The sequence below is a fragment of the Pseudomonas sp. WS 5412 genome, from assembly GCF_012985615.1.
Classification (GTDB): Bacteria; Pseudomonadota; Gammaproteobacteria; order Pseudomonadales; family Pseudomonadaceae; genus Aquipseudomonas; species Aquipseudomonas shahriarae.
Genome location: NZ_JAARMB010000007.1, coordinates 1 through 22,646, shown reverse-complemented (window position 1 = coordinate 22,646; position 22,646 = coordinate 1). Strand labels below are relative to the sequence as shown.

The following is a 22,646-nucleotide window of genomic DNA, read 5'->3' as shown; positions in this document are numbered from 1 at the left end:
TCAGACACTCAGCAACAGGAACTCACGCTCCCAGGAGCTGATCACCCGCTTGAAATTCTCATGCTCGGCGCGTTTCACCGCGACATACCCGCGCACGAACTTGTCCCCCAGGTACTGCTTGACCGTGTCGCAGGCCTCCATGCGCGCCAGGGCATCTTCGATGGTGATCGGCAGGCGCAGGTTGCGCCGCTCATAGGCGCGGCCTTCCACCGGGGCGCTCGGTTCGATCTTCTCGATCATCCCCAGGTAGCCGCACAACAGGCTGGCGGCGATGGCCAGGTAGGGGTTGGCATCGGCCCCCGGCAGGCGGTTTTCGACGCGCATCGCCTCGGGGCTGGAGGTCGGCACGCGCAGGCCGACGGTGCGGTTTTCTTCGCCCCACTCCACGTTGACCGGGGCCGAGGTGTCGGGCAGGAAGCGGCGGAACGAGTTGACGTTGGGCGCAAACATCGGCAGCAGCATCGGAATGTATTTCTGCAAGCCGCCAATGTGCTGCAAGAACAGCGGGCTCTTCTGCCCGTCGGCATCGACAAACACCGGCTTGCCGGTGGCGATCTCCACCACGCTCTGGTGCAGGTGCATGGCGCTGCCCGGCTCGTCGGCCACCGGCTTGGCCATAAAGGTCGCGGCCACATTGTGCTTGAGCGCCGCTTCACGCAGGGTGCGCTTGAATACGGTGATCTGGTCGGCCAGGTCGAGGGCGTCGCCGTGGCGGAAATTGATTTCCATCTGCGCCGGGCCGTCTTCATGGATCAGCGTGTCGAGGTCCAGGCCCTGGGCTTCGCACCAGTCATAGACATCTTCAAACAGCGGGTCGAACTCGTTGGCCGCGTCGATGGAAAACGACTGGCGCCCGGTCTCGGCACGCCCGGACCGGCCTACCGGGGTTTTCAGCGGCAGGTCCGGGTCTTCGCAGCGCTGGGTCAGGTAAAACTCCATTTCCGGCGCGACAATCGGCTGCCAGCCCTGGTCGGTATACAGCTGCAGGACTTTTTTCAACACATTGCGCGGCGACAACTCAATGGGGTTGCCCTGCTTGTCGAAAGTGTCGTGGATCACAATGGCGGTGGGCTCGATGGCCCACGGCACCACGTAGGTGGCGTTGGCCACCGGGCGGCAGATCATGTCGATATCGGCCGGGTCCAGCAGGTCGTAGTAGATATCGTCGTCGACAAAATCCCCGGTTACCGTTTGCAGCAACACACTTTCCGGCAGGCGCATGCCGCGCTCATGCAGGAACTTGTTGGTGGGCGCAATCTTGCCGCGGGCAATGCCCGTCAGGTCGCTGATCACGCATTCGACTTCGGTAATCTTGTGTTCTTTCAGCCAGGTGGACAGCTGATCGAAAGGGGCATTCATAAAGACCTCGGCATGGGTTGGGTGCTGCGCCGACTTGTACTCCCGGCGCATTGAGGTCTATCTTGGACCAGCCTTACCCAGGCATCTATCCACTTTGCACGACCCACAACGCACCAATAGAGTGCGCACGGATCACCCATGACACAGGCAACAGCTTTGCGCGTACAGGCCTTCACAACCGGTGATGTGGCCGCCCAATGCAGTGCGACACCCGGTTGGGTACAGCAGTACCAGCAGATGTCCCCGGGGCATTTTGCCGGGCAGATCCGCTACCTCGACCTGCAGGGAGTGCAGGTGTACGAAGAGTGCATGAACACCCGCGTCGAGCAGCACTTCAACGCGCCGCCGGGCGCCCTGGCGTTCTGTTTCGACGGCAGCGACAACGCGCTGTACCTGCTCAATGGCGAAAGCCGCAACACCTGGATCACCCCGGAAAACTACCGGGAAGTGGCCGTGGTGTTCGGCCCGCAGTTCGTGCAACGCCATGGCCTGGATGTGGCCAGACTCGAAGGCCTGTTCATGGCGCCGTTGACCTGCCAACAGAACGCGCTGTTCAGCCGCTGGCTCAGTGGCACCCTGACGCGCCTGTCCAGTGAGATCGACCCGATCAGCCGCGACGCCCTCACCCGGCAACTGCTCGACGATTGCCTGTTTATCCTCGACAATGCCTGCGTGTGCCTGGACCGGTACTCATTGCAGCGGCGCAGTGAAGAACGCCGGCTGATGGCGCGCATCGGCGCGTGGGCGGCGGATGCGCCGGATGAGACCGTCAACCTGCTACAACTGGCGCAGATTGCCGGCGTGCCGTTGCGCCAGTTGCAACAGGGCTTCAAGACCTACACCGGGATGAGCCCGGCGCAGTGGTTGCGCCTTCGCCGGTTGAACGGCGCACGGCGCGAGTTGTTGAGCTGCGACCAGACCACAGTGGCCGAGGTGGCGATGAATTGGTCGTTCTGGCATTTGGGGCGGTTTTCCAATAGCTACCGCGCGTTGTTCAAGGAACTGCCCAGCGAAACCCTCAAGCGTCATGGTTGATACACGGTCAACCCTGTGGGAGCGGGCTTGCTCGCGAAAGCGGTGTATCAGGTAATGAATGTCTGACTGACCCACCGTATTCGCGAGCAAGCCCGCTCCCACATTTGATTGCTATCAGGCTTGAGATTTGAGGAAGAGACTCAGCAACTGATTCACTTGCTCCGCCGCCTCCAACTGCACCATATGCCCCTGCCCCGGCAAGACCTCCACCTGGGCCTGCAACCCCTGGGCATGCCGTACCGGGATAATGGCGTCGTCACTGCCCCAGATCACCAGGCTCGGCTGCTGCCCCACCACCGAACGCAGGTCAAGCATCTGTCGCCCGCCGTCGAACAGCTTGGCATTGAGTTGACGCAACGCCTGATCAACCCCCTCCAGGCGCTTGAACTTGAGCATGTCCTCCAGCATCTGCCGTGTGACCAGCGCCGGGTCGCTGAACAGTTGCACCAGCTGCGGCTTGAGCGCGTTGCGATTATTGGCCTCGGTGAATCCCTGCAGGTAATCACCGTTGATATCCGCCCCCAGGCCGGCGCTGGCGATCAATACCAGGGAGGCGACCCGCTGCGGTGCCTGGCGCGCCACCGTCAGCGAAACCAATCCGCCCATGGAATGCCCGGCCAGGTGCACCCGGTCGAGCTTGAGGTGATCGAGCAAGGCCAGCACCGCCTGGCTCAATTCCTCGGCATCGCCACTGTGCAAGTGCTTGCCCGACTCGCCATGCCCCGGCAAGTCGAGGGCGATCACTCGGCGCTCGGCGGCCAGGGCCGGATGGTTGAACAGCCAGTTGTTCAAGTCGCCGCCAAACCCGTGGATCAGCACCAGCGGTAGGCCACCCTCGCCAAGGTCGAGGTAGCGCAGCAGGCGCCCGCCCAGCTCGACTTTCTGCGCACTCGGCCCCGACGCCTGCGCCTCGGCGCTGCTGGAGACAAAGCCGGCATTGAAGCTGTCGATCACGCCGTCGATTTCTGCCTCGGTGGCTTCACCCTCCACCACAATCCCCAGTAATGCACCCACCGGTAAGGTCTCATCGCTCTGCGCCAGCACTCGGCGTAACACCCCACTGAACGGCGCCTCGACACTGCTGGAGATCTTGTCGGTCTCCACGTCGAGCACTTCCTCGCCCTTCTCTACCCGGTCGCCCGGCTGCTTGAGCCAGACATCGACCCGGCCTTCAGTCATCGACAGCCCCCACTTGGGCATGGTCAAGGTATGGATCATGCCGCAGTCCTCTTGTCAGCGATCTTGCGCACCGCGGCCTCGATCTTCGCCGCGTCGGGGATGTACAGGTCTTCCAGGGCATCGGAAAACGGCACCGGCGTATGCGGCGCGGTGACCATCTCAATCGGCGCACGCAGGAAGGAAAACCCACGCTGGGCCACCAGGGCGCTGATATCCGTGGCAATCGAGCAGCGTGGGTTGGACTCGTCGATCACCACCAGGCGCCCGGTTTTTTCCACGCTTTCAAGGATGCTGTCTTCATCCAGCGGGCTGGTGGTGCGCAGGTCCAGTACTTCGCAGTCGATGCCCTGGCGCGCCAGGTTGGCCGCAGCTTCCAGGGCCACATGCACCATGCGCCCGTAGGTCACCAGGGTCACGTCGTTGCCTTCGCGCACAAAGTTGGCCTCGCCGAAGGGCACGGTATACAGCTCCTCCGGTACTTCGCCTTGCAGGCTATAGAGCATCTTGTGCTCAAGGAAAATCACCGGGTCGTTGTCGCGGATCGCCTGGATCAGCATGCCCTTGGCGTCATAGGGCGTGGCCGGGCACACCACCTTCAGGCCGGGGATGTGCGTCCACATCGAGGTAAGCATCTGCGAATGCTGGGCCGCAGCGCGCAGGCCGGCGCCGTACATGGCGCGCACCACCAGGGGCGTGGTGGTCTTGCCACCGAACATGTAGCGAAACTTGGCGGCCTGGTTGAGCAACTGGTCGAGACAGCAGCCGATAAAGTCGACGAACATCAACTCGCACACCGGGCGCATGCCCCGGGTGGCGGCGCCGACGGCCATGCCCACGTAACCGACTTCGGACAGCGGCGCATCCAGCACGCGGTCAGGGAACTCCGGGTACAGGCCCTTGGTGACGCCCAGCACGCCGCCCCAGGCATCCTGCTCGCCAGGGGCGCCGGTGCCGCCGGACACATCCTGGCCGATGATAAAGACGCTCTGGTCGCGGCGCATTTCCTGGGCCAGGGCTTCGTTGATTGCCTGCTGATAACTGATTTTACGAGCCATGAAATTCTCTCCGGGTCTTGTTGTTATGAGCGGTAGGCGACGTAGACATCGCTGAGCAGGTCGGCGGCCTGGGGCTTGGGATCGGACTTAGCCAGACGCACGGCGTCGTCGATCAACTGCGCGACTTCGGCGTCGATGCGCTCGAACTGCGCCGCCTGCAACCAGCCTTCGGCACTGCAGCGCTGGCGAAACAGCGCCAGGCAATCCTGGGTTTCGCGCAGGTTTTTCACTTCGTCGCGGCCGCGATAGGTTTGCGCATCGCCCTCAAAGTGGCCGTAAAAGCGGTGCAGCTTGACCTCGACCAGGGTCGGCCCCTCGCCCTGGCGCGCCCGCGCCACCGCCACGCCCAGCGCTGCGTGGACGGCAAAGAAATCATTGCCATCGACAATCACCCCCGGCATGCCAAAACCCACGGCGCGCTCGGCAATGTCCTTGCACGCCACCGACCAGCCGGAACCGGTGGCTTCGGCATAACCATTGTTTTCGGCGACGAACAGGCACGGCAGTTTCATGATCGCGGCCAGGTTCATCGCCTCGAACACCGCGCCCTCGTTGGAACCGCCGTCGCCAAAAAACGCCACGGCCACGCCCTGGCTGCCCTTGAGCTTGGACGCCAGGGCCGCACCGGCCGCCAGCGGCGCACCAGCGCCGACAATGCCGTTGGCGCCGAGCATGCCCTTCTCCTGGTCGGCGATGTGCATGGAGCCCCCCTTGCCACCGCATACCCCGGTTTTCTTGCCGTAGATCTCGGCCATCATGCCGAACACATCCACGCCCTTGGCGATGCAATGGCCGTGGCCACGGTGGTTGGAGGCGATGCAATCTTCATCGTTGAGGTGGGCCATGACCCCGGCGGCGCAGGCCTCCTGGCCGGCATACAGGTGCACGAACCCGGGGATCTCGCCGGTGGCGAATTCCACATGCAGGCGCTCTTCGAAATCACGGATGGTGCGCATCACGGTGTAGGCATGCAGCAGTTGATCGGTGGACAGGTGAGTGGACATCTTGTTGTTCTCCAGGTTGTCTCGACACACAAAAGGCTGGCTGTGGCCAGCTGCAACCTGTTCAGCACAGCCTGTGCCAAGGCCCGCTAAAACCTGGCAAAGCCTTGACCCAGAGCAGTGCCGTGCGGTTGTGTCGGTGCGGCATGCCACCGCACAATGAGACGGCGCATTGCAGCGTGCAGGTTGCGTCTCAGGCAGGATGAGACGCTGCGTCTCAAGGCGGGCAGTTGGTCAGGCCGCCCTTGTCCCCCTGCGCCCCTGGGCGCTTAATGGCGGGCATAACAACAAAGATCGAGAACCGGAGGCCTTATGCTCGCCGCGAACTCCAGAGAGCACGTCGACTGCGTCAGTCGTGTGGTCCGCAATGCCGAGCGCCTGCCCCAGGCGCCGGTGCCGTCGCTGATTTTCGATTCATGGCGCCGCTCCATGGAGCAGCACCACCTCGATCCCGGCTCGCTGCAGGGGCCACGGATCCTCACCGAGCCGCTGCTCAAGGAATGCCGCGAACGTGCCGAACTGTTCATGCGCATTGCCAGCGAGCAAGTCAGCCAGTTGCACCACCGCGTGCGCCACGCCGACTACTGCGTGATGCTCACCGATGCCCAGGGCCAGACCATCGACCACCGGGTAGACGCGGCCATCCGCAGCGACTGTCGCAAGGCCGGCCTGTACCTGGGCACTTGCTGGTCAGAGGCCGAAGAAGGCACCTGCGGCGTGGCCACGGTGCTGACCAGCCAGGCGGCGGTGACGGTGCACAAGCGCGATCACTTCCGCGCCGCCTTTATCAACCTGACCTGCTCCGCCGCGCCGATCTTCGACCCCCAGGGCAACCTGCTGGGGGTGATGGACGCCTCGGCGCTGCAATCCCCGGATGACCGCCGCAGCCAGCACCTGGTGCGGCAGATGGTGGCGCAGAGCGCCCAGGCCATCGAAAACGCCTTCTTCATGCACAGCGCTGCGCGGCACTGGGTACTGCAGGCCCACAGCACCCCGGGTTATGTCGACAGCCAACCCGACCTGCTGCTGGCCTGGGACCAGGACGGACGCCTGCAAGCCTTGAACAGCAAGGCGCGCCAGGCACTGCGCCGGCGTTTTGGCCAGGTGCCGGTGCATATCGGCGAGGTGTTCGACCTCGATGCCCTACGCGCGGTGACCGATCAATCGGTCCAGCAACTGCAGTGGCGCGGCGAAGCCGGGGTGCTCCATGTGCGACTCAACACGCCGCAACGCCAACCGGCGCGGGTGGCGCCCAACCCCCAGGTCGACCCCCGGGTGGAAGAACACCTGCGCCTGGCGGTGCGCGTCAAGGACCGCAACCTGCCGGTGCTGGTGCAGGGTGAAACCGGAGCTGGCAAGGAAGTCTTTGCCCGCCAACTGCACGCCCGCAGCGCACGCCGCGACGCATCATTCGTGGCGGTGAACTGTGCGGCGATCCCGGAAAACCTGATCGAAAGCGAGCTGTTCGGCTACGTCGCCGGGGCCTTTACCGGCGCGTCCAGCAAGGGCATGACCGGGCTGTTGCAGCAGGCCCATGGCGGCACGCTGTTCCTCGATGAAATCGGCGATATGCCCCTGGCCCTGCAGACCCGCTTGCTGCGGGTGATGGCCGAAGGTGAAGTGGCGCCGCTGGGTGCGGCGAAAACCCGCGCGGTGGATATTCAGGTGATCTGCGCCAGCCACCGTGACCTGGCGAGCCTGGTCAGTGAGGGGCGTTTCCGTGAAGATCTGTACTTTCGCCTGGGCTGCGCCCGCGTCACCCTGCCGCCCCTGCGCGAGCGCACCGACAAACTGGCCTTGATCAACCGGCTGCTGGAGCAGGAAGCGCGCAGCAGCGGGGTCACGGTCGGCATCGGCCAGGCTGCGCTGGAGCGGCTGCTGGGCTACGCCTGGCCGGGTAATGTGCGGCAACTGCGCCATGTGCTGGCGTATGCCTGTGCGGTGTGTGACGGCGGCACGATCCAGTTGGCGGACTTGCCGCTGGAGGTGCGTGGTGAACGGCTGGAGGTCGAGCTCGAGCACAGTATGAGCCCGGAGCGGCAGGTGCTGCTGGATGCGCTGGTACGCCATCGCTGGAAGCCATTGCCGGCGGCGCAGGCGCTGGGGATTTCCCGCGCGACCCTGTATCGCCGGGTCAAGCAGTTGGGCATTGATATGCCGGGTAAACACCCCTGACACAATGCAATCCAAATGTGGGAGCGGGCTTGCTCGCGACAGCGGTGTGTCAGGTAGCTTGCTTGTTACTGATACACCGCTTTCGCGAGCAAGCCCGCTCCCACATTTTTACCGAGTCGAGTCTGGGGTTTAGCGGTAGACGAGGCCGCCGTCGATCAGCGGCGCCTGGCCGGTCATGTAGTCCGAATCCGGGCCGGCCAGGTAGGCCACCAGGCCCGCCACATCCTCCGGTGTTTCTGCACGGCCCAGGGCAATGCCATCCACGTACTTCTTGTACGTTGCCCCCACTTGCGCGCCGGTAATCTCGGCCATGCGCTTGTCGATCTCGACCCACATATCGGTGCCCACCACGCCTGGGCAATAGGCATTCACCGTCACACCGGCGCTTGCCAGTTCCTTGGCCGCTGCCTGAGTCAGGGCACGCACGGCAAACTTGGTCGCCGAGTACACCCCCAGCAGTGCAAAGCCTTCGTGCCCGGCAATCGAGCAGGCATTGATGATCTTGCCCTTCTGTTTGAGCGCCTTGAATTTATTGCCCGCCGCCTGGATGCCCCACAACACGCCCTGCACGTTGATACCCAGGGTGCGTTCGACCTGTTCCGGGGTCACGTCCAGCAGCGAATCAATCTGCGCCACCCCGGCGTTATTGACGATGATGTCAAAGCCACCCAGGGTCTGGTGCGCATGCTCGACCGCCGCGACCACCTGCTCGCGCTTGGACACGTCGGCGGTAAACACCGAGGCCTTGCGCCCGAGTGCCACGACCTCGGCCGCCACGGCTTCGAGCTTGGCGCTATTGATGTCGACCAGGGCGATATCCGCCCCGTCCCGCGCCAGGCGCAGGGCAATGGCCCGGCCAATGCCCTGCCCGGCGCCGGTCACCAGTGCAACTTTTCCAGCGATACCCATGATGATCTCCTGCAACGATAAGCGAAGCCTTGTCTATCGCAGGTGCGGGGTCACGCTGTCGAGGCCCGGATGAATTGGCGCAGGGCTTGAGACGCAACGTCTCAAGCAGCCGGGCTGAGGCGAGTACTTGTAAAGACGCGCACTTATGCCTAGCTTATGCGCCCCCGCCCCGCGCTTTAAGGCCTTGCCCCCATGGTTTTGCGTTTTCGCCCCGTCGTCACCTCACATTTGGCCCTCGGCCTGCTGCTCAGCGGCGGCATCGGCAACAGCCTGGCGGCTGAGCTGGAACTGCCGGCGCTGAACATCCAGGGCCAGGATGAGTCCGGTTATCGTGCGCAAAGCGCGTCGGTCGGCGGCTTCGATGAAGCACCGCTGCTCGACACCCCGGCCTCGATCACCGTGATCAACGCCGCGCTGATCAAGGACCAGCAGGCACGCCTGCTCAGTGAAGTGCTGCGCAACGACGCCTCGGTGGGCGAAAGCTACGCGCCGATTGGCTACTACGAAAATTTCGTGGTCCGGGGTTTTTCCCTGAATGCCGCCAGCAGCTACAAGATCAACGGGCGCACCATCACCGGCGAGCAGAACGTAGCCCTGGAAAACAAGCAGCGGGTGGAGTTGCTCAAGGGCCTGGCGGGCCTGCAAAGCGGGATTTCCGAGCCCAGCGGCGTGATCAACTACGTGACCAAACGCCCGGAAGACGTGCGCTCGGTCACGGTGTCCACCGATGATCGCGGCAGCGGCTATATCGCCACCGATGTCGGCGGCTGGTTTGGCAGCGAGCAGCAATTTGGCTTGCGCGCCAACGTCGCCCATGAAGACCTCAATTCCTATGTCGAACATGCCAATGGCCAGCGGGACTTTGTGTCCCTGGCCTTCGACTGGAACATCAGCCCCGACGCCGTGCTGCAACTGGATGCCGAATACCAGGACAAACAACAGCGCTCGGTGCCCGGCTACCAGTTGCTCGGCGGCACCGAAGTGCCGCATGACGCCTCGCCGAAAAAACTGCTCGGCCACCAGAGCGGCTCCAAGCAGGTGGGGATCGACTCGCTGAACCTCAACGGCAAGTTCGAGTACCGCTTCAGTGACCAGTGGAAAGGCAGCGTCAGCGCGGCCCGCAGCAAGGTGGTGATTGATGACTACAGTTCGTTTGCCTGGGGTTGCTACGGCTCCCCCAGTTGCGCCGGCGTCAAAGTGCCGAACTACTTCAGCCCGGAAGGCAACTACGACATCGCTGACTACCGCAGCCCTGACGACACCCGGCGCAATGATGAAATCCAGGCGGCCATGACCGGCCTGTTCAGCACGGCCGGCCTGAGCCATGAACTGACCTTCGGCACCAGCGCCTTCCGCCGGGTGATCGACAAGCGCAAGTCGGTCAATGAATACGTCGGCAGCGGCAATATCAATCAGGACCCGGAAACCTTCCCGCCCACCGACAAGCCCCTGAACGACAGTCACCGGCGTCTCGACAGCCGCCAGTACGGGCTGTTCGTCACCGACCGCATCAGCTTCAACGAGCAATGGCAAACCGTGCTCGGTGGCCGCGAAGTGCGCCTGGATGAAAAATCCTTCGATCAAAATGGCGTGCAGGAGCGTCACACCCAGCAGTACGAGTTCCTGCCCAACGCTGCGCTGATCTACAAGCCAGTGGAAAACATCTCGTTGTACACCAGCTACAGCAAGGGCCTGTCACTGGGCGGTGAGGCACCGTGGTATGCGAGCAATGATGGGGAAATCCTCGCGCCGACCGTCTCCCGACAGATCGAAGCCGGGGTGAAATACGACTGGCGCCGCATCAGCTTCGCCGCCGCGGTGTTCCAGACACGCCAGGCCTACCAGTACGCCAAGCCCGACAACGCCGGAGACTTCACCTACGTGCAGCAGGGCCAGCAGAAAAACACCGGCCTGGAGCTGTCAGCCAATGGCTGGGCCACCGAGCGTCTGCAGATTGCGACCAGCGTGGCGGCGATTCGCGCCCGGGTGAGCGGCAGCGGCACGCCGCAATACGAAGGCCACCAGACGATCAACGTGCCCAAGCTGCGCGCCAGTGTATACGCCGACTACGCCCTGCCATGGGTCAACGGCCTGGCGGTACTCGGCGGCGTGCAATACAGCGCCAGCAAGAACGCCAACCGTACCGGCAATGTGGAAGTGGGGGATTATGCGCTGGTCAACATCGGCAGCCGCTACACCACCCAGGTCGTCGGCTATGAAACGGTGTTCCGCCTGAGCGTCGACAACCTGTTCGACAAGCGCTACTGGCGTGATGCGGGCGAATACATGGGCGATGACTACCTGTTCCAGGGTGCGCCATTGACAGCACGCCTGAGTGCTTCCATCAACTTCTGACCCCCGCCCCAATGTGAAACCTGACTTATGTGGGAGCCAGCTCCCACACAAACCAGCTCCCACAATGGCCAGCGCCTACCCTTGAATGTCGTTACTTGGGCATCTTGCGAAAGCCCACCGCCAGGCGGTTCCAGCTGTTGATGGTGGCAATGGCCACGCTCAAATCGACCTGTTCGGCGGCGCTGAACTCGGCATTGAGCAACGCATAGTCTTCGTCCGAGGCGTGGGTCTGGCTGATCAGCGTCAGGCTTTCGGCCCAGGCCAGGGCGGCGCGTTCGCGCGGGGTGAAGAACGGCGTTTCGCGCCAGGCCGACAGGGTGCACAAGCGGCGCTCGGTCTCGCCGCCCTTGCGGGCATCGGCAGTGTGCATATCCAGGCAGAAGGCGCAGCCGTTGATCTGGGAGACACGCAGGCGCACCAGCTCCAGCAGCGGCAGTTCAATCGACAGTTTGCCGACGGCGGCTTCCAAGGCGAGCATGGCTTTCATCGCATCGGGGGACGCGGTGTAGAAATCAATGCGAGCAGACATGGTGTTACTCCAGGACAGTAGGAATTGGCGCCCAGCTTAATCACCCCACTGCCTCGCACAAATAGCCAATCCTGACGAAGAACAGGTAGCCAATGCCAGGCGCTTCAGGCCCGGCGGCGCAGCCACTGTAAAAAGCCCTTTTTCACCGGCATGATCGGTGCGTCCTGGGTCAGGTGCTGGGCGGTGTGCAGGCGGAAATCCAGGAGGTTCTGCATGGCTTCACTGATATCGTGACGCGCATCCAGGCACGGCTTGAGGTATTCCTTTTCGATGCGGTAGAGGGTGCAGTAGGTCTTGGCCACAAAGTCCGCCGGCACGCTTTGCGCCCCCAGAATCCCGGCTTCACCAATCACTTCTCCTGGCCCCATGCGCCCGGCTTCGAACGCGTGCCCAGCCTTGACCAGCATCACCGAAACCACCCCGGACTCGATGATAAACAGGTGATCGCTGACCTCCCCCCTCGGCAGGATCATCTCACCGGCGCGGAAGGTGTGCAGGGTCATGTTCTGGCTGAAGGTTTCCTTCTCTTCCTGACGCAAGGTCGAGAAGATACTCGAGCTTTCCAGCAGTGCCCGTGCGGGTGTAGTGGCCGGCGAGGTCGGGCTTTCGGCGCTCGACAACAGGCTCACACCGGCCGCCTGCAAGTGCCGGTAGGCCAGGTCATAAAGCTGGTTGCGCACCTCGCGCTTGAGGGCCATGGCCGGCACGAAGCCGCTGATTTCATACTCCACGCCACCACCGGTAGAGGTTTTGAAGGCCACGCTCGGCGCCGGCTTGGCCAGCAATTGCCGGCAACCTTGCATGGCCCGTTCCAGGGCTTCCAATACTGTTTGCGGACGCGCATGGGGGCTGACTTGCAGGCTCACCGCGAGGCCGAACATATCCGCCGGGCGCGAGAAATTGATGATCTTGGCCTTGGCCGCCAGTGAATTGGGGATCACCGCCATGCTGCCCTGGGAGGTTTGCAGGCGCGTGGCGCGCCAGTCGATATCCGTCACCCGGCCTTCGGTGCCGTCGATGGAGATCCAGTCATCCAGTTGGTAGGGCTTGGTGGTGTTGAGCACGATTCCGGAGAACACGTCGCTCAAGGTGCTCTGCAGCGCCAGGCCGACGATGATCGCCACCGCGCCGGAGGTGGCCAGTACGCCCTTGACCGGCAGGTCGAGCACGTAGGCCATGGCCGCGATGATCGCGATCAGGAAAATCACCGCGCCCATCAGGTCTTGCAGCAACCGCCCGGTGTGGCCGACCCGCTGCATCATCAGCGCGCCGAGCAACACCGTCAGGGTGCGCGCGGCAAACAACCACCAGGCGATCTGCAAGGCCGTGGCGGCCAGGTGCAGCGGGGTATTGTCGGCATACGGCGCCAGTTGCATGGGGTTCATGCCGTCGTTGAACAGCACGGCGCTGAACAAGGCGAAAATCCCCAGCCGCGCAATCAGCTTCCAGTTGCCGGGGCTGGCCGAAAACAGACGCCAGACGACGATATCGATAAGGATCAGCGCCAGGGCGCACAGCATCGGGTGATCGGAGAGAAAAGACAGCATCCAGGCGACTCCAGGGCGAATGCCCTGAAGATCGCATGAAATGAAGTTGGCGGGTATAGGGCGCCGCCAATCAGCGGGAGGCGCCGTGCATTTGGCCGAACTGGCCGGACTGGAAGTCGGCGAAGGCCTGGTGAATCTCTTGCTCGGTGTTCATCACAAACGGACCGTGACCGACGATGGGCTCGTCAATGGGTTCACCACTGAGCAGCAGCACCATGGCGTCGGCGTTGGACTCCAGGCTGAGCTGATCGCCCTCGCGCTCAAACAGCACCAGTTGCCCTTCGCGTGCCAGTTCCTGGCCGTTGACTTGCACGGTGCCTTTGAGCACCACCAGCGCGGTATTGCGCCCGGCATGCAGGTCCAGGGTCACGGCCTTGCCGCCCTTGAGGCGCAGGTCCCACACGTCAATCGGCGTGAAGGTGCGTGCCGGCCCGGTGCGGCCAGCGAACTCACCGGCAATCAGGCGCAGGCTGCCGGCACCGTTGGCCAGGGGCAACGACGGAATATCGCCGTCGAGAATGGTCTGGTAGCCGGCTTCGCTCATTTTGTCCTTGGCCGGCAGGTTGACCCATAGTTGCACCATTTCCAAGGCGCCGCCCCGTTTGGCGAAGGCTTCGGAATGAAACTCTTCATGCAGGATCCCTTTGGCCGCAGTCATCCACTGCACATCGCCCGGGCCGATGGTGCCGCCGGCACCCGTGGAATCGCGGTGCTCGACTTCGCCGTCGTAGACGATGGTCACGGTTTCAAAGCCGCGATGGGGATGCTGGCCCACGCCACGTCGCTGCGTGGTGGGGGTGAAATCCGCCGGGCCGGCGTGGTCCAGCAGCAGGAACGGGCTGATGTGCTTGCCCATGGTGTCGTAGGAAAACAGCGTGCGAACCGGAAAACCGTCGCCGACCCAATGGCCGCGTGGGCTGGTGTAGATACCAATGATGTTTTTCATGATGGACCTCCAAAGTGCATCCACCTTAAATCCAATACCAATAAGGCACTAGACAGCGGATTTGGCTCGCATCGTTCCATGGATGGGACGACTTAACCGCGGCGCTTCGCAGCCATAGCCCATCCGGTTTCATTGGCGTGGGCGTTGAGACCACCGGCCACCCGCAAAACGCAAAGCAGGCACCTTAATCATCTACGCCCGAACAACCTGGACAACGTGTGACAACCCGATCCAAAGCAAAGGGTGGATTAAATTATATTTCGGTCGTAATATTTGGCCAAATATTACGTTCGTAATTTTTACTACGCCAACGCCACCAGGAGCCTGAAATGAGCCCACGCCCTCCTCTTCACCGCCTTTTTTCGCCCCTGGCGCTGTTGATCCTGCTCAGCGGTTGCAACAGCCAGGCCGACCCCACCGCCAACACCGCCCCACCGCGCCCGGTGCTGGCGGCCAACGTCGAAGCCGCTGCCAGCCAGCAGAATGCCTATACCGGGGTGGTGGCGGCACGCACCGAAAGCGACCTGGGTTTTCGAGTCAGTGGCAAGGTGATCGAACGCAAAGTCGATCCCGGCCAGCACGTTTCCCGGGGCGACATCCTGCTGGTCCTGGATATCGGTGACTTCGAGCTGGCACTGCGCTCGGCAAAAAACCGCGTCAATGCCGCCCAGGCGCAACTGCGTCAGCGCCGTGATGATGCCAATCGCTACCAACGCCTGGCCAGCACCGGCGCGGTGTCACGGCAGATTTTTGACCAGTCCGCGACTAACCTGCGGGTCGCCGAAGCTGAACTCGCCGCCGCCCAGTCGGACGCCAGCCAGATTGAAAACCGTCGCACCTACTCGGTGCTGCGGGCCGATGGCGACGGGGTGATCACCGATGTGCGGGTGGAGCGCGGGCAGGTGGTGGCCGAAGGGCAGATCGTTGCGCGCCTGGCCCACGACGGCGCGCGGGAAGCCATCATCCACCTGCCGGAAAACCAGCGTGACCGCGCCTCGCAAAAAGCCCTGGCCTTGCCGTTCGGTGCGCCGGACCAGGCGGTCACCGCGACATTGCGTGAACTCTCGGCCAGCGCCGATCCCGTCACCCGCACCTACCGCGCGCGCTATGTGCTGCACGGCACGGTCGAGCGTGTCGCCCTCGGCTCCACCATCACCCTGCGCCTGCAAGGCAACGACCAACCGCCACACACCCGCGTGCCGATTGGCGCCCTGCAGGATACCGGCAACGGCAGCGGGGTCTGGCTGATTGGCGCGGATGACAAAGTCAGCTTCGCTGCGGTCACGGTGGCCAGCCTGGGCCAGGAAGAAGCCCTGCTTTCCAGCGGCGTCAGCCCCGGCCAACGGGTGGTCGCCCTCGGCGCGCACCTGCTGCATCAGGGTGACAGCGTGCGCGTGCTGCCCGCCCAGGCACAGCCCCTCAACCGCCGCCAGGAACCTTGAGCATGCATGGCCTGAATCTCTCGGCATTGGCGGTCAAGCACCGTGCCGTCACCCTGTTCCTGATCCTCGCGATCCTCGCTGCCGGGATTTTTTCCTTCGGTAAACTGGGGCGCGCCGAAGACCCGCTGTTCACCGTCAAAGTCATGACCATCACCGCCGCCTGGCCCGGCGCCACGGCCCAGGAGATGCAGGAGCAAGTGGCCGACCGCCTGGAAAAGCGCCTGCAGGAGCTGGACGACTACGACCGCGTCGAAACCATCGCCCAACCGGGGTTTGTGTCGATGCGCATGACCTTCCTCGAGTCCACGCGCCCCAATGAAATCCAGGACCTGTTCTACCAGACCCGCAAAAAACTCAGTGACGAAGCCGCCAAACTGCCCAAGGGCGTGATCGGGCCGTTCTTCAACGATGAATATTCCGATGTGTACTTCGCCCTATACGCCCTGGAAGCCGAACACCTGCCCCATCGCCAGCAGGTGCAGATGGCCGAAGCAATGCGCCAGGACTTCCTCAGGCTGCCGGGGGTGAAGAAGGTCAATATCCTCGGCGAACAGGCGCAGCGGGTATTTGTCGAGTTTTCCTATGAGCGCCTGGCGACCCTGGGGATCAAGCCCGAGCAGATCTTCGCCGCCCTCGCCGCGCAAAACGCCGTGGCGCCGTCGGGGTTTGTCGAAACCGCCGGCGCCCGCGCTTATATCCGTATCGACGGCGCCTTTGACAGCCTGGCGCTGATCGAAAACGTGCCGCTGCCGGTGGACGGCAAAGTGCTGCGCATCGCCGATGTCGCCACCGTCAGCCGTGGCTATGAAGACCCGCCCAGCTACCGTATCCGCCACCAGGGCGACCCGGCCTTGATGCTGGGCATCATCATGGAAAAACACTGGAACGGCCTGGACCTGGACCAGAGCCTCAAGGGCCAGGAGGCTAAAATCCAGGCGGACCTGCCCCTGGGCGTCAACTTCGCAAAAGTCTCCGACCAGGCGAAAAACATCAGCCTGGCGGTGGATGAGTTCATGCTCAAATTCTTCGTCGCCCTGGCCGTGGTGATGGTCATCAGCCTGTTGGCCCTGGGTTTTCGCGTCGGTTTGGTAGTAGCGGCGGCGGTGCCGCTGACCTTGTCCATAGTGTTTGTGATCATGCTGCTGACCGGCCGCGAATTTGACCGCATCACCCTCGGCGCGCTGATCATTTCCCTGGGCCTGCTGGTGGACGACGCAATCATCGCCATTGAGATGATGGTGGTGAAACTCGAAGAAGGCTTCGACCGCATCCACGCCGCGACCTTTGCCTGGAGCGCCACTGCGGCGCCGATGCTGACCGGCACCCTGGTGACGATCATCGGCTTTCTGCCGGTGGGTTTTGCCCGTTCGGGCGCGGGCGAATATGCCGGCAATATCTTCTGGATCGTTGGCTTTGCCCTAATCGCTTCGTGGTTGGTGGCGGTGGTGTTTACCCCGTACCTGGGGGTCAAGCTGCTGCCCAATATCAAGCCGGTGCCCGGCGGCCACGACGCGATCTATGCCGGCCCGTGGTACCAGAAACTGCGCCACCTGGTGCAAACCTGCGTGCGCCGGCGCTGGCAGGTGACCGGGCTGGTGGTGTCGGCGTTTGTGCTGTGCGGGTTGGGCATGGGCGTGGTGAAGAAGCAGTTCTTCCCCAACTCCGACCGTTCCGAATTGATCCTGGAGGTGTATATGCCGCCGGGCAGTGCCTTCAAAAGCACCGAGGCGGTGGCGGCACAGTTGGAAAAGGCGCTGCTGCAAGAGCCACAGACGCGCATGGTCGACACCTATGTAGGCGGCGGTGCGCCACGGTTTTTCCTATCGCTTAACCCTGAGTTGCCTGACCCGGCGTTCGCCAAACTGATCGTGCAAACCGCCGACGCCCATGCCCGCGATGCCTTGAAACGGCGCATGCGCGAGCGCATCGCCGACGGCGAATTCCCCGCCGCGCGGGTACGGGTCACGCAATTGCTGTTCGGCCCGCCGGTGCCCTTCCCGGTGGTGTTTCGCGTGTCCGGCCCAGACTTGAGCCTGTTGCGCAGCCTGTCCGAAGAGGTGCGCCAGGTGGTTGCCGCCAACCCTCTGACCAAGGACGCGTTCCTCGATTGGGGCGAACGCAGCAGCGCTTATCGCCTGGTGCTGGACCAGGATCGCCTGCGCCTGCTGGGCTTCACCCCCGACGAGGTGAAATCCCAACTCAACGCCCTGCTCAGCGGGAACCCGATCACCGAAGTACGCGAAGGCAACCGCACGGTGTCGGTGGTGGTCCGTGCCCAGGGCAGCCAGCGTGAAGACCTCGGCAACCTCGACAATATGACCCTGACCAACAGCGCCGGCGTGTCGCTGCCCCTGGCCCAGGTCGGGCATTTCCAGGCCGTGATGGAGGAACCTATCCTCAAGCGCCGCGACCGTACGACCACGGTTGAAGTGCGCGCCGACATCATCGACGGCGTGCAACCGCCCGACGTGGAGATGGCTGTCTACAAAGACCTGCAAGCGCTGATTGCACGATTGCCGGCCGGCTACCGCCTGGACATCGGCGGCCCGGTGGAAGAAAGCGCCAAGGCCAACGTGGCCCTGGCGGCACTGTTCCCGATCATGATCCTGCTGACCCTCACGGTGATCATGTTCCAGGTGCGCTCGTTCGGCGTGATGTTCATGGTCTTCGCCACCGCCCCGCTGGGCTTGATCGGCGCAGTGCCGACCTTGCTGCTGTTCAACCAACCGTTTGGCTTCAACGCGATCCTGGGGTTGATCGGGATTGGCGGGATCCTGATGCGCAACACCCTGATCTTCACCGACCAGATCCGCCAGAACCAGGAACAGGGCCTGGCCACCACCGAGGCGATTGTCGAAGCCACCGTACGCCGCGCACGGCCGGTGATACTGACTGCGCTAGCGGCGGCGTTGGCGTTTATTCCGCTGACCTTGTCGGTGTTCTGGTCGTCCCTGGCGTATGTGCTGATCGGCGGGGTGTTGGTGGGGACATTGTTGACGCTGCTGTTCTTGCCAGCGTTGTGCAGTTTGGTGCTGGGCAGGGACAAGGTGCGGGCGGCAATCTCCTAATGTGTCGGTTTGTGTGGGAGCGGGCTTGCCCGCGATGGCGGCGAATCAGTCAACCAAGATGCCGCCTGACACACCGCTATCGCGGGCAAGCCCGCTCCCACATCAACCCGGTGTCTACCGAGCGATTGATGGTGCTTTCAGATCATCGCTTGGCCAGCTCCATAATCATCCGACTCAACAGATAAATCCGCGGCGCCACACTCTCCACCTCGGCGTACTCCTGCGCTGTATGGATATTGCCGCCGACAATCCCGAAGCCGTCCAGCGTCGGGGTGCCGACGCCCGCCGACAGGCTGGCATCCGCCGCCCCGCCACTGCCTTCAATGGTCAGCTTGCGCCCAAGTTCGGCGTAGATGCCTTGGGCGATAGCCACCAACTTGTCAGACTCAGGCGTCTGCGGCATCGGCGGCAAACCCCGTTGCAGGCTGGTGGTGACCTGTGTTTCAGGAATCAGCTTATTGGCGGAAACCCGCGCCAGATCCTTCTCGATCCGATCAAACTCTTCCGGCAGCGCCGCCCGCACATCCGCCTTGGCCGTGGCCTGGTCGGGGATCACGTTGGTGCGATCGCCAGCCTTGAGCACGGTGAAGTTGATGGTGGTTTTTTTCTCGTCATCCCCAAGCTTGCCCAGTTGCAGGATCTGGTGGGCCGCCTCCATCGCCGCGTTACGCCCCAACTCCGGGGCAACCCCGGCGTGAGCGGCCTTGCCCTTGACCTCAACCACCGCTGTGGCACTGCCCTTGCGCCAGACCACCAGGCCATCGGCCGGACGACCGGGCTCCAGGTTCAAGGTGACATCGTGGGCCTTGGCAGTTTTGCGGATCAGTTCGGAGGCGGCCTCGGAGCCGGTTTCTTCGCTGGCATCGAGCAGAAAGGTGATTTGCGCGTAATCCGTGAAGTGCTGGTTTTTCAGCACTTTCAAGGCATAGATCCCGGCGACGATCCCGCCCTTGTCGTCCATCACCCCAGGGCCATAGGCACGGCCGTCCTTGATATGAAACGGCCGCTCGGCCGCCGAGCCACCCTACCTGACAAAGGCCACATTGTTCATCCGCAAACCGACAGGGGACTCTTCGCCAGGCACCCCCGAAATATCCCACCCGACTGCCGGATAATCTCTACTTCCAAGCGTTAAAAACCGCTGCAAAGTCCCTCGCCTGATCACACAGCGCAAGGGACCGCCGATGTACTTTCCAATTGATGCCCCGGTCCTGGGGGCAACCTCTTGAATGCCGCCATTGGTTTTATGGTCCTGGCGGCCATGGACTTCAAAACGCGGGACGTCGAAGCGGTTCTCGCCGACTTCCGGCAATGCCTGAACACCTATGACGCTTGGGCCGAGAGTTTCTGGAGCTTTTCGGCGCTGGAGGTCGAGCAGGTCTTCAAGGTGGGCGATGAGGTTGCGCTGGTGGCGCCCATTGCGTCCAAAGCCCCCAGCAGCACCGTCGCGATGTGCAAAGCCAGTGGCTCGTTGACCCTGGTGCATATGTTCGAGAGCACACGTTTTGTGCCCATCGGCAACACCCCGGTGATGCTGCAAGCCATCCCCAAGGACGGTGGCCCGCTGGGCGACCCCCTTTACAAAACCATCGGCCCCAGCGGCATTCTCGAAGTCACCGACTGCACCCGCGACCAGCCGTATCGGATCACCTTCTACCCCAATGTTTCCAAAGCCCACGTCCAGGCGTTGTACGCGTCTTACCAGGCCATCATTGCGCCGCTGGAAAGCCAGTTGCGCAAAGACTGGAGCAGTACATTCGAACCTTTGTGGCAGGGCTACTCCGAAGCCAACTTTGTGCAGCGCTACCGCCTGCTGGACCAAGGCTATGCGCAGGGATTTGGCAACGCACTGCATGAGCTGTGGGACAACATCCAACAGCTGTATCAATGGCTGGCGGACCTCAAGCCCAACAGCGAAAAACTCCTGCACTACCTCTCCCAGGCCGAACTTGATGCCCTACTGGCGTTGAGCCAGGAAGCCATCGCCAATGGCCTGCTGATGCTCAGCGACGAGCCGCTGTTGTTTATCTACCTGTCGGCGCTGGTCAGCTGGATGCGCATGCTGCCGCCGCCGTACTTGAACGAACTGCTGGGGCAAATCACCGCCGAAGTGCTGATCAACCTGTTGCTGGTGTGGGTCACCGCCGGCATGGGCGTGACGGTGCGCCTGGGCGCGCAAGTGCTGGGCAAGATCAAGTCGGGTCGGGTCCGCCAATGGCTCGAGCAGATGGCCAGGCCATTTGCGAAGACCGGCATGGAGCCCCATGCCGAGGCGCTCAGGCCGTTATTGCTGGGTAGCCCTGCAACGCCGATCAAGACGGTGCCCAGCGTGCCGCTGAAAGCCGGCGCAATGGAAGTAACCAATCCGGTGCCCCTGGTGCGGGAAAAATCCGCGCCCAAGACGGCCTTGGTCAAGCATGAGGCGGTCGACGACGCACCCTCCTCCGCGAAAAACCCCAACGGTGAGGCAACTGCTAGCGCTGATAAAACCGCGACCCACGGTTGCCCGGTGTCCATGGTCACCGGCGAAGAACTGCTGACCCTGACCGATGGCGAACTGGATGGCGTGCTGCCATTTGCCTGGACGCGCCTGTATCGCACCAGTGCCGTGGAGGTGGATTGCGGGTTGGGCTTTGGCTGGAGCCACTCGTTGGCGCAGCGACTGGAGGTGGTCGGCGGGTCGGTGGTGTGGACGGACCATGAGAACCGCAGCACCACCTTTCCCCTGCCCTCCATTGCCCGCCCGGCGATCAGCAATAGCCTGGCTGAAGCGGCGATTTATCTGGGGGCGACGCCGGATGAGCTGGTGCTGGCGCAGGGGGCACGCTTCTACCACTTTCACGACGGTGTGCTGACGGCGATCAGCGATGGGTATGACAACCGCCTGGGTATTTCCCGCGATGGCTTGGGGCGGATTCTGCGCCTGGATAACGGTGCCGGTCGCGCCTTGCTGTTGCGTTATGACCGCGAGCATATCGTGGCGCTGGACTACCAGGTGTTTCGCGTGGAAAGCGAATCGGATGACGCCTGGGTTACCGAGCAGAACGTTGTTTCCTACCGCTATGACGAACAGTGGCGACTGCTTGAGGCGATCAATGCCGTCGGCGAAAGCGAGCGCTATCAGTACGACAGCCTTGCGGTGATCACTGAGCGGCAGTTGGCCGGTGGGGCGAGTTTCTTCTGGGAGTGGGAACGGTCTGGCAAGGCGGCACGCTGTGTGAGGCATTGGGCCAGTTTTGCGCAGATGGATACGCGCTATAGCTGGGACGACGGCCGCGTCACCCTGCTTAACGCCGATGGCAGTCAGGAAGTCTACGTGCATGACCCGCGGGCACGCCTGGTGCAGCGGGTTGATCCGGATGGCGGCGAGCATTTCAAGTCCTACGACGCACAGGGGCGGCTGACGGTTGAGCAGGATCCCCTGGGCGCGATCACGGCCTATCAGTACGACGAGGCTGGGCGCTTGGTGGCGCTGTTTCCCGGGGATGACGAGCCCACGACCTACGAGTATGAGGATGGCTTCGTACGGGTCATGCGCCGGGGTGAGGCGGTCTGGAAGTACCAGCGTAATGATCAGGGCGCGATCACGCGCCAGACTGACCCTGACGGCAATGTCACCGAGTACAGCTATGACAAGCGTGGGCAGCTTTTAGCGGTTTGGTACCCGGACCACAGCTGTCAGCGCCTGACGTGGAACGATCTTGGCCAGTTGATTGGAGAACAACTGCCCAATGGCGGCGTACGGCGTTATCGCTATGACGACCTGGGCCGGCAGATTACCCGCGAGGATGAACATGGCGCGCTGACCCAGTATCACTGGGACGCGGTGGGCCGGCTGATCAAGGTGGTAATGCCGGGCGGTGCCACCCGCGAATTGAGCTACAACCCCTACGGAAAAATCACCGCCGAGCGCGATGAACTGGGGCGTGTGACCCGGTATGAATATGCCGATGGCTTGCACCTGATCAGTCGCCGGATCAACCCCGATGGCTCTCAACTCAAGTACCGCTACGACAACACCCGCCTGCTGCTGACCGAGATCGAAA

The 22,646-nt window shown here is 62.9% G+C and carries 14 protein-coding genes and 1 pseudogene; 6 read left to right on the top strand and 9 right to left on the bottom strand.

Going from position 1 to position 22,646, the window contains the following annotated elements; all coding sequences use genetic code 11:
* Positions 1-1,359, bottom strand: coding sequence for a glutamine synthetase family protein (locus HBR94_RS11435; protein WP_170044815.1), 1,359 nt, complete (start codon positions 1,357-1,359; stop codon positions 1-3).
* Positions 1,360-1,497: 138 nt separating this feature from the next.
* On the opposite strand from HBR94_RS11435, the gene HBR94_RS11430 reads away from it, so the two are divergent.
* On the top strand, positions 1,498-2,394 hold the full coding sequence (locus HBR94_RS11430) for a helix-turn-helix domain-containing protein (RefSeq protein WP_057959073.1): 897 nt from the start codon (positions 1,498-1,500) through the stop codon (positions 2,392-2,394).
* 114 nt (positions 2,395-2,508) lie between these two features.
* Here HBR94_RS11430 and HBR94_RS11425 read toward each other — a convergent pair whose 3' ends face one another.
* Genes HBR94_RS11425 through HBR94_RS11415 form a run of 3 tightly spaced genes read right to left on the bottom strand, consistent with a single transcriptional unit; the run spans position 2,509 to position 5,632 of the window.
* Positions 2,509-3,612, bottom strand: coding sequence for an acetoin dehydrogenase dihydrolipoyllysine-residue acetyltransferase subunit (locus HBR94_RS11425; protein ID WP_128593790.1), 1,104 nt, complete (start codon positions 3,610-3,612; stop codon positions 2,509-2,511).
* A complete protein-coding gene (locus HBR94_RS11420) occupies positions 3,609-4,628 on the bottom strand; it encodes an alpha-ketoacid dehydrogenase subunit beta (RefSeq protein ID WP_057438491.1) in 1,020 nt (339 codons plus the stop codon). Before HBR94_RS11420 ends, HBR94_RS11425 begins: the two co-directional genes overlap by 4 nt.
* A gap of 23 nt (positions 4,629-4,651) precedes the next feature.
* Entirely contained in the window at positions 4,652-5,632 is a 981-nt protein-coding gene (locus HBR94_RS11415) for a thiamine pyrophosphate-dependent dehydrogenase E1 component subunit alpha (RefSeq protein ID WP_057445001.1), read from the bottom strand.
* A gap of 309 nt (positions 5,633-5,941) precedes the next feature.
* Here HBR94_RS11415 and HBR94_RS11410 point away from each other — a divergent pair, with 309 nt between their 5' ends.
* The gene (locus HBR94_RS11410; protein ID WP_170044814.1) at positions 5,942-7,804 is read left to right on the top strand and encodes a sigma-54-dependent Fis family transcriptional regulator; all 1,863 of its coding nucleotides are present in this window, start codon (positions 5,942-5,944) and stop codon (positions 7,802-7,804) included.
* 129 nt (positions 7,805-7,933) lie between these two features.
* Here HBR94_RS11410 and HBR94_RS11405 read toward each other — a convergent pair whose 3' ends face one another.
* Entirely contained in the window at positions 7,934-8,713 is a 780-nt protein-coding gene (locus tag HBR94_RS11405; protein WP_057438489.1) for an acetoin reductase, read from the bottom strand.
* A 192-nt stretch (positions 8,714-8,905) separates the two neighbouring features.
* Here HBR94_RS11405 and HBR94_RS11400 point away from each other — a divergent pair, with 192 nt between their 5' ends.
* Positions 8,906-11,068 (top strand): TonB-dependent siderophore receptor, encoded by a 2,163-nt coding sequence (locus tag HBR94_RS11400; RefSeq protein WP_170044813.1) that lies wholly within the window; start codon positions 8,906-8,908, stop codon positions 11,066-11,068.
* Positions 11,069-11,159: 91 nt separating this feature from the next.
* Here HBR94_RS11400 and HBR94_RS11395 read toward each other — a convergent pair whose 3' ends face one another.
* The 3 genes from HBR94_RS11395 to HBR94_RS11385 all read right to left on the bottom strand — a co-directional run bounded on the left by HBR94_RS11395 (position 11,160) and on the right by HBR94_RS11385 (position 14,090).
* Positions 11,160-11,597 carry a carboxymuconolactone decarboxylase family protein gene (locus HBR94_RS11395; protein ID WP_057438487.1) on the bottom strand — a complete coding sequence of 146 codons (438 nt, stop codon included), beginning with the start codon at positions 11,595-11,597 and terminating at the stop codon, positions 11,160-11,162.
* A 104-nt stretch (positions 11,598-11,701) separates the two neighbouring features.
* A complete protein-coding gene (locus HBR94_RS11390; protein WP_170044812.1) occupies positions 11,702-13,144 on the bottom strand; it encodes a mechanosensitive ion channel domain-containing protein in 1,443 nt (480 codons plus the stop codon).
* 70 nt (positions 13,145-13,214) lie between these two features.
* Positions 13,215-14,090 carry a pirin family protein gene (locus tag HBR94_RS11385; protein WP_115128575.1) on the bottom strand — a complete coding sequence of 292 codons (876 nt, stop codon included), beginning with the start codon at positions 14,088-14,090 and terminating at the stop codon, positions 13,215-13,217.
* Between the two features lie 329 nt (positions 14,091-14,419).
* On the opposite strand from HBR94_RS11385, the gene HBR94_RS11380 reads away from it, so the two are divergent.
* Positions 14,420-15,532: an efflux RND transporter periplasmic adaptor subunit gene (locus HBR94_RS11380; protein WP_169961234.1), complete on the top strand. Its 1,113-nt coding sequence runs from the start codon at positions 14,420-14,422 to the stop codon at positions 15,530-15,532.
* A 2-nt stretch (positions 15,533-15,534) separates the two neighbouring features.
* The gene (locus HBR94_RS11375; protein WP_170044811.1) at positions 15,535-18,600 is read left to right on the top strand and encodes an efflux RND transporter permease subunit; all 3,066 of its coding nucleotides are present in this window, start codon (positions 15,535-15,537) and stop codon (positions 18,598-18,600) included.
* Positions 18,601-18,742: 142 nt separating this feature from the next.
* Here the strand turns inward: HBR94_RS11375 and HBR94_RS11370 are convergent.
* Positions 18,743-19,621: pseudogene (locus HBR94_RS11370) on the bottom strand (glutamate carboxypeptidase); the annotation flags it as partial.
* A 240-nt stretch (positions 19,622-19,861) separates the two neighbouring features.
* Between HBR94_RS11370 and HBR94_RS11365 the strand changes: the two are divergent.
* On the top strand, positions 19,862-22,646 hold a 2,785-nt coding region (locus HBR94_RS11365; protein WP_170044890.1), incomplete at its 3' end, for a DUF6531 domain-containing protein.

Coding starts and splice junctions, on each gene's coding strand:
- HBR94_RS11390 (WP_170044812.1), bottom strand. CDS start 13,144: ATGCTGTCTTTTCTCTCCGATCACCCGATGCTGTGCGCCCTGGCGCTG.
- HBR94_RS11380 (WP_169961234.1), top strand. CDS start 14,420: ATGAGCCCACGCCCTCCTCTTCACCGCCTTTTTTCGCCCCTGGCGCTG.
- HBR94_RS11405 (WP_057438489.1), bottom strand. CDS start 8,713: ATGGGTATCGCTGGAAAAGTTGCACTGGTGACCGGCGCCGGGCAGGGC.
- HBR94_RS11435 (WP_170044815.1), bottom strand. CDS start 1,359: ATGAATGCCCCTTTCGATCAGCTGTCCACCTGGCTGAAAGAACACAAG.
- HBR94_RS11410 (WP_170044814.1), top strand. CDS start 5,942: ATGCTCGCCGCGAACTCCAGAGAGCACGTCGACTGCGTCAGTCGTGTG.
- HBR94_RS11425 (WP_128593790.1), bottom strand. CDS start 3,612: ATGATCCATACCTTGACCATGCCCAAGTGGGGGCTGTCGATGACTGAA.
- HBR94_RS11420 (WP_057438491.1), bottom strand. CDS start 4,628: ATGGCTCGTAAAATCAGTTATCAGCAGGCAATCAACGAAGCCCTGGCC.
- HBR94_RS11430 (WP_057959073.1), top strand. CDS start 1,498: ATGACACAGGCAACAGCTTTGCGCGTACAGGCCTTCACAACCGGTGAT.
- HBR94_RS11395 (WP_057438487.1), bottom strand. CDS start 11,597: ATGTCTGCTCGCATTGATTTCTACACCGCGTCCCCCGATGCGATGAAA.
- HBR94_RS11400 (WP_170044813.1), top strand. CDS start 8,906: ATGGTTTTGCGTTTTCGCCCCGTCGTCACCTCACATTTGGCCCTCGGC.
- HBR94_RS11415 (WP_057445001.1), bottom strand. CDS start 5,632: ATGTCCACTCACCTGTCCACCGATCAACTGCTGCATGCCTACACCGTG.
- HBR94_RS11375 (WP_170044811.1), top strand. CDS start 15,535: ATGCATGGCCTGAATCTCTCGGCATTGGCGGTCAAGCACCGTGCCGTC.
- HBR94_RS11385 (WP_115128575.1), bottom strand. CDS start 14,090: ATGAAAAACATCATTGGTATCTACACCAGCCCACGCGGCCATTGGGTC.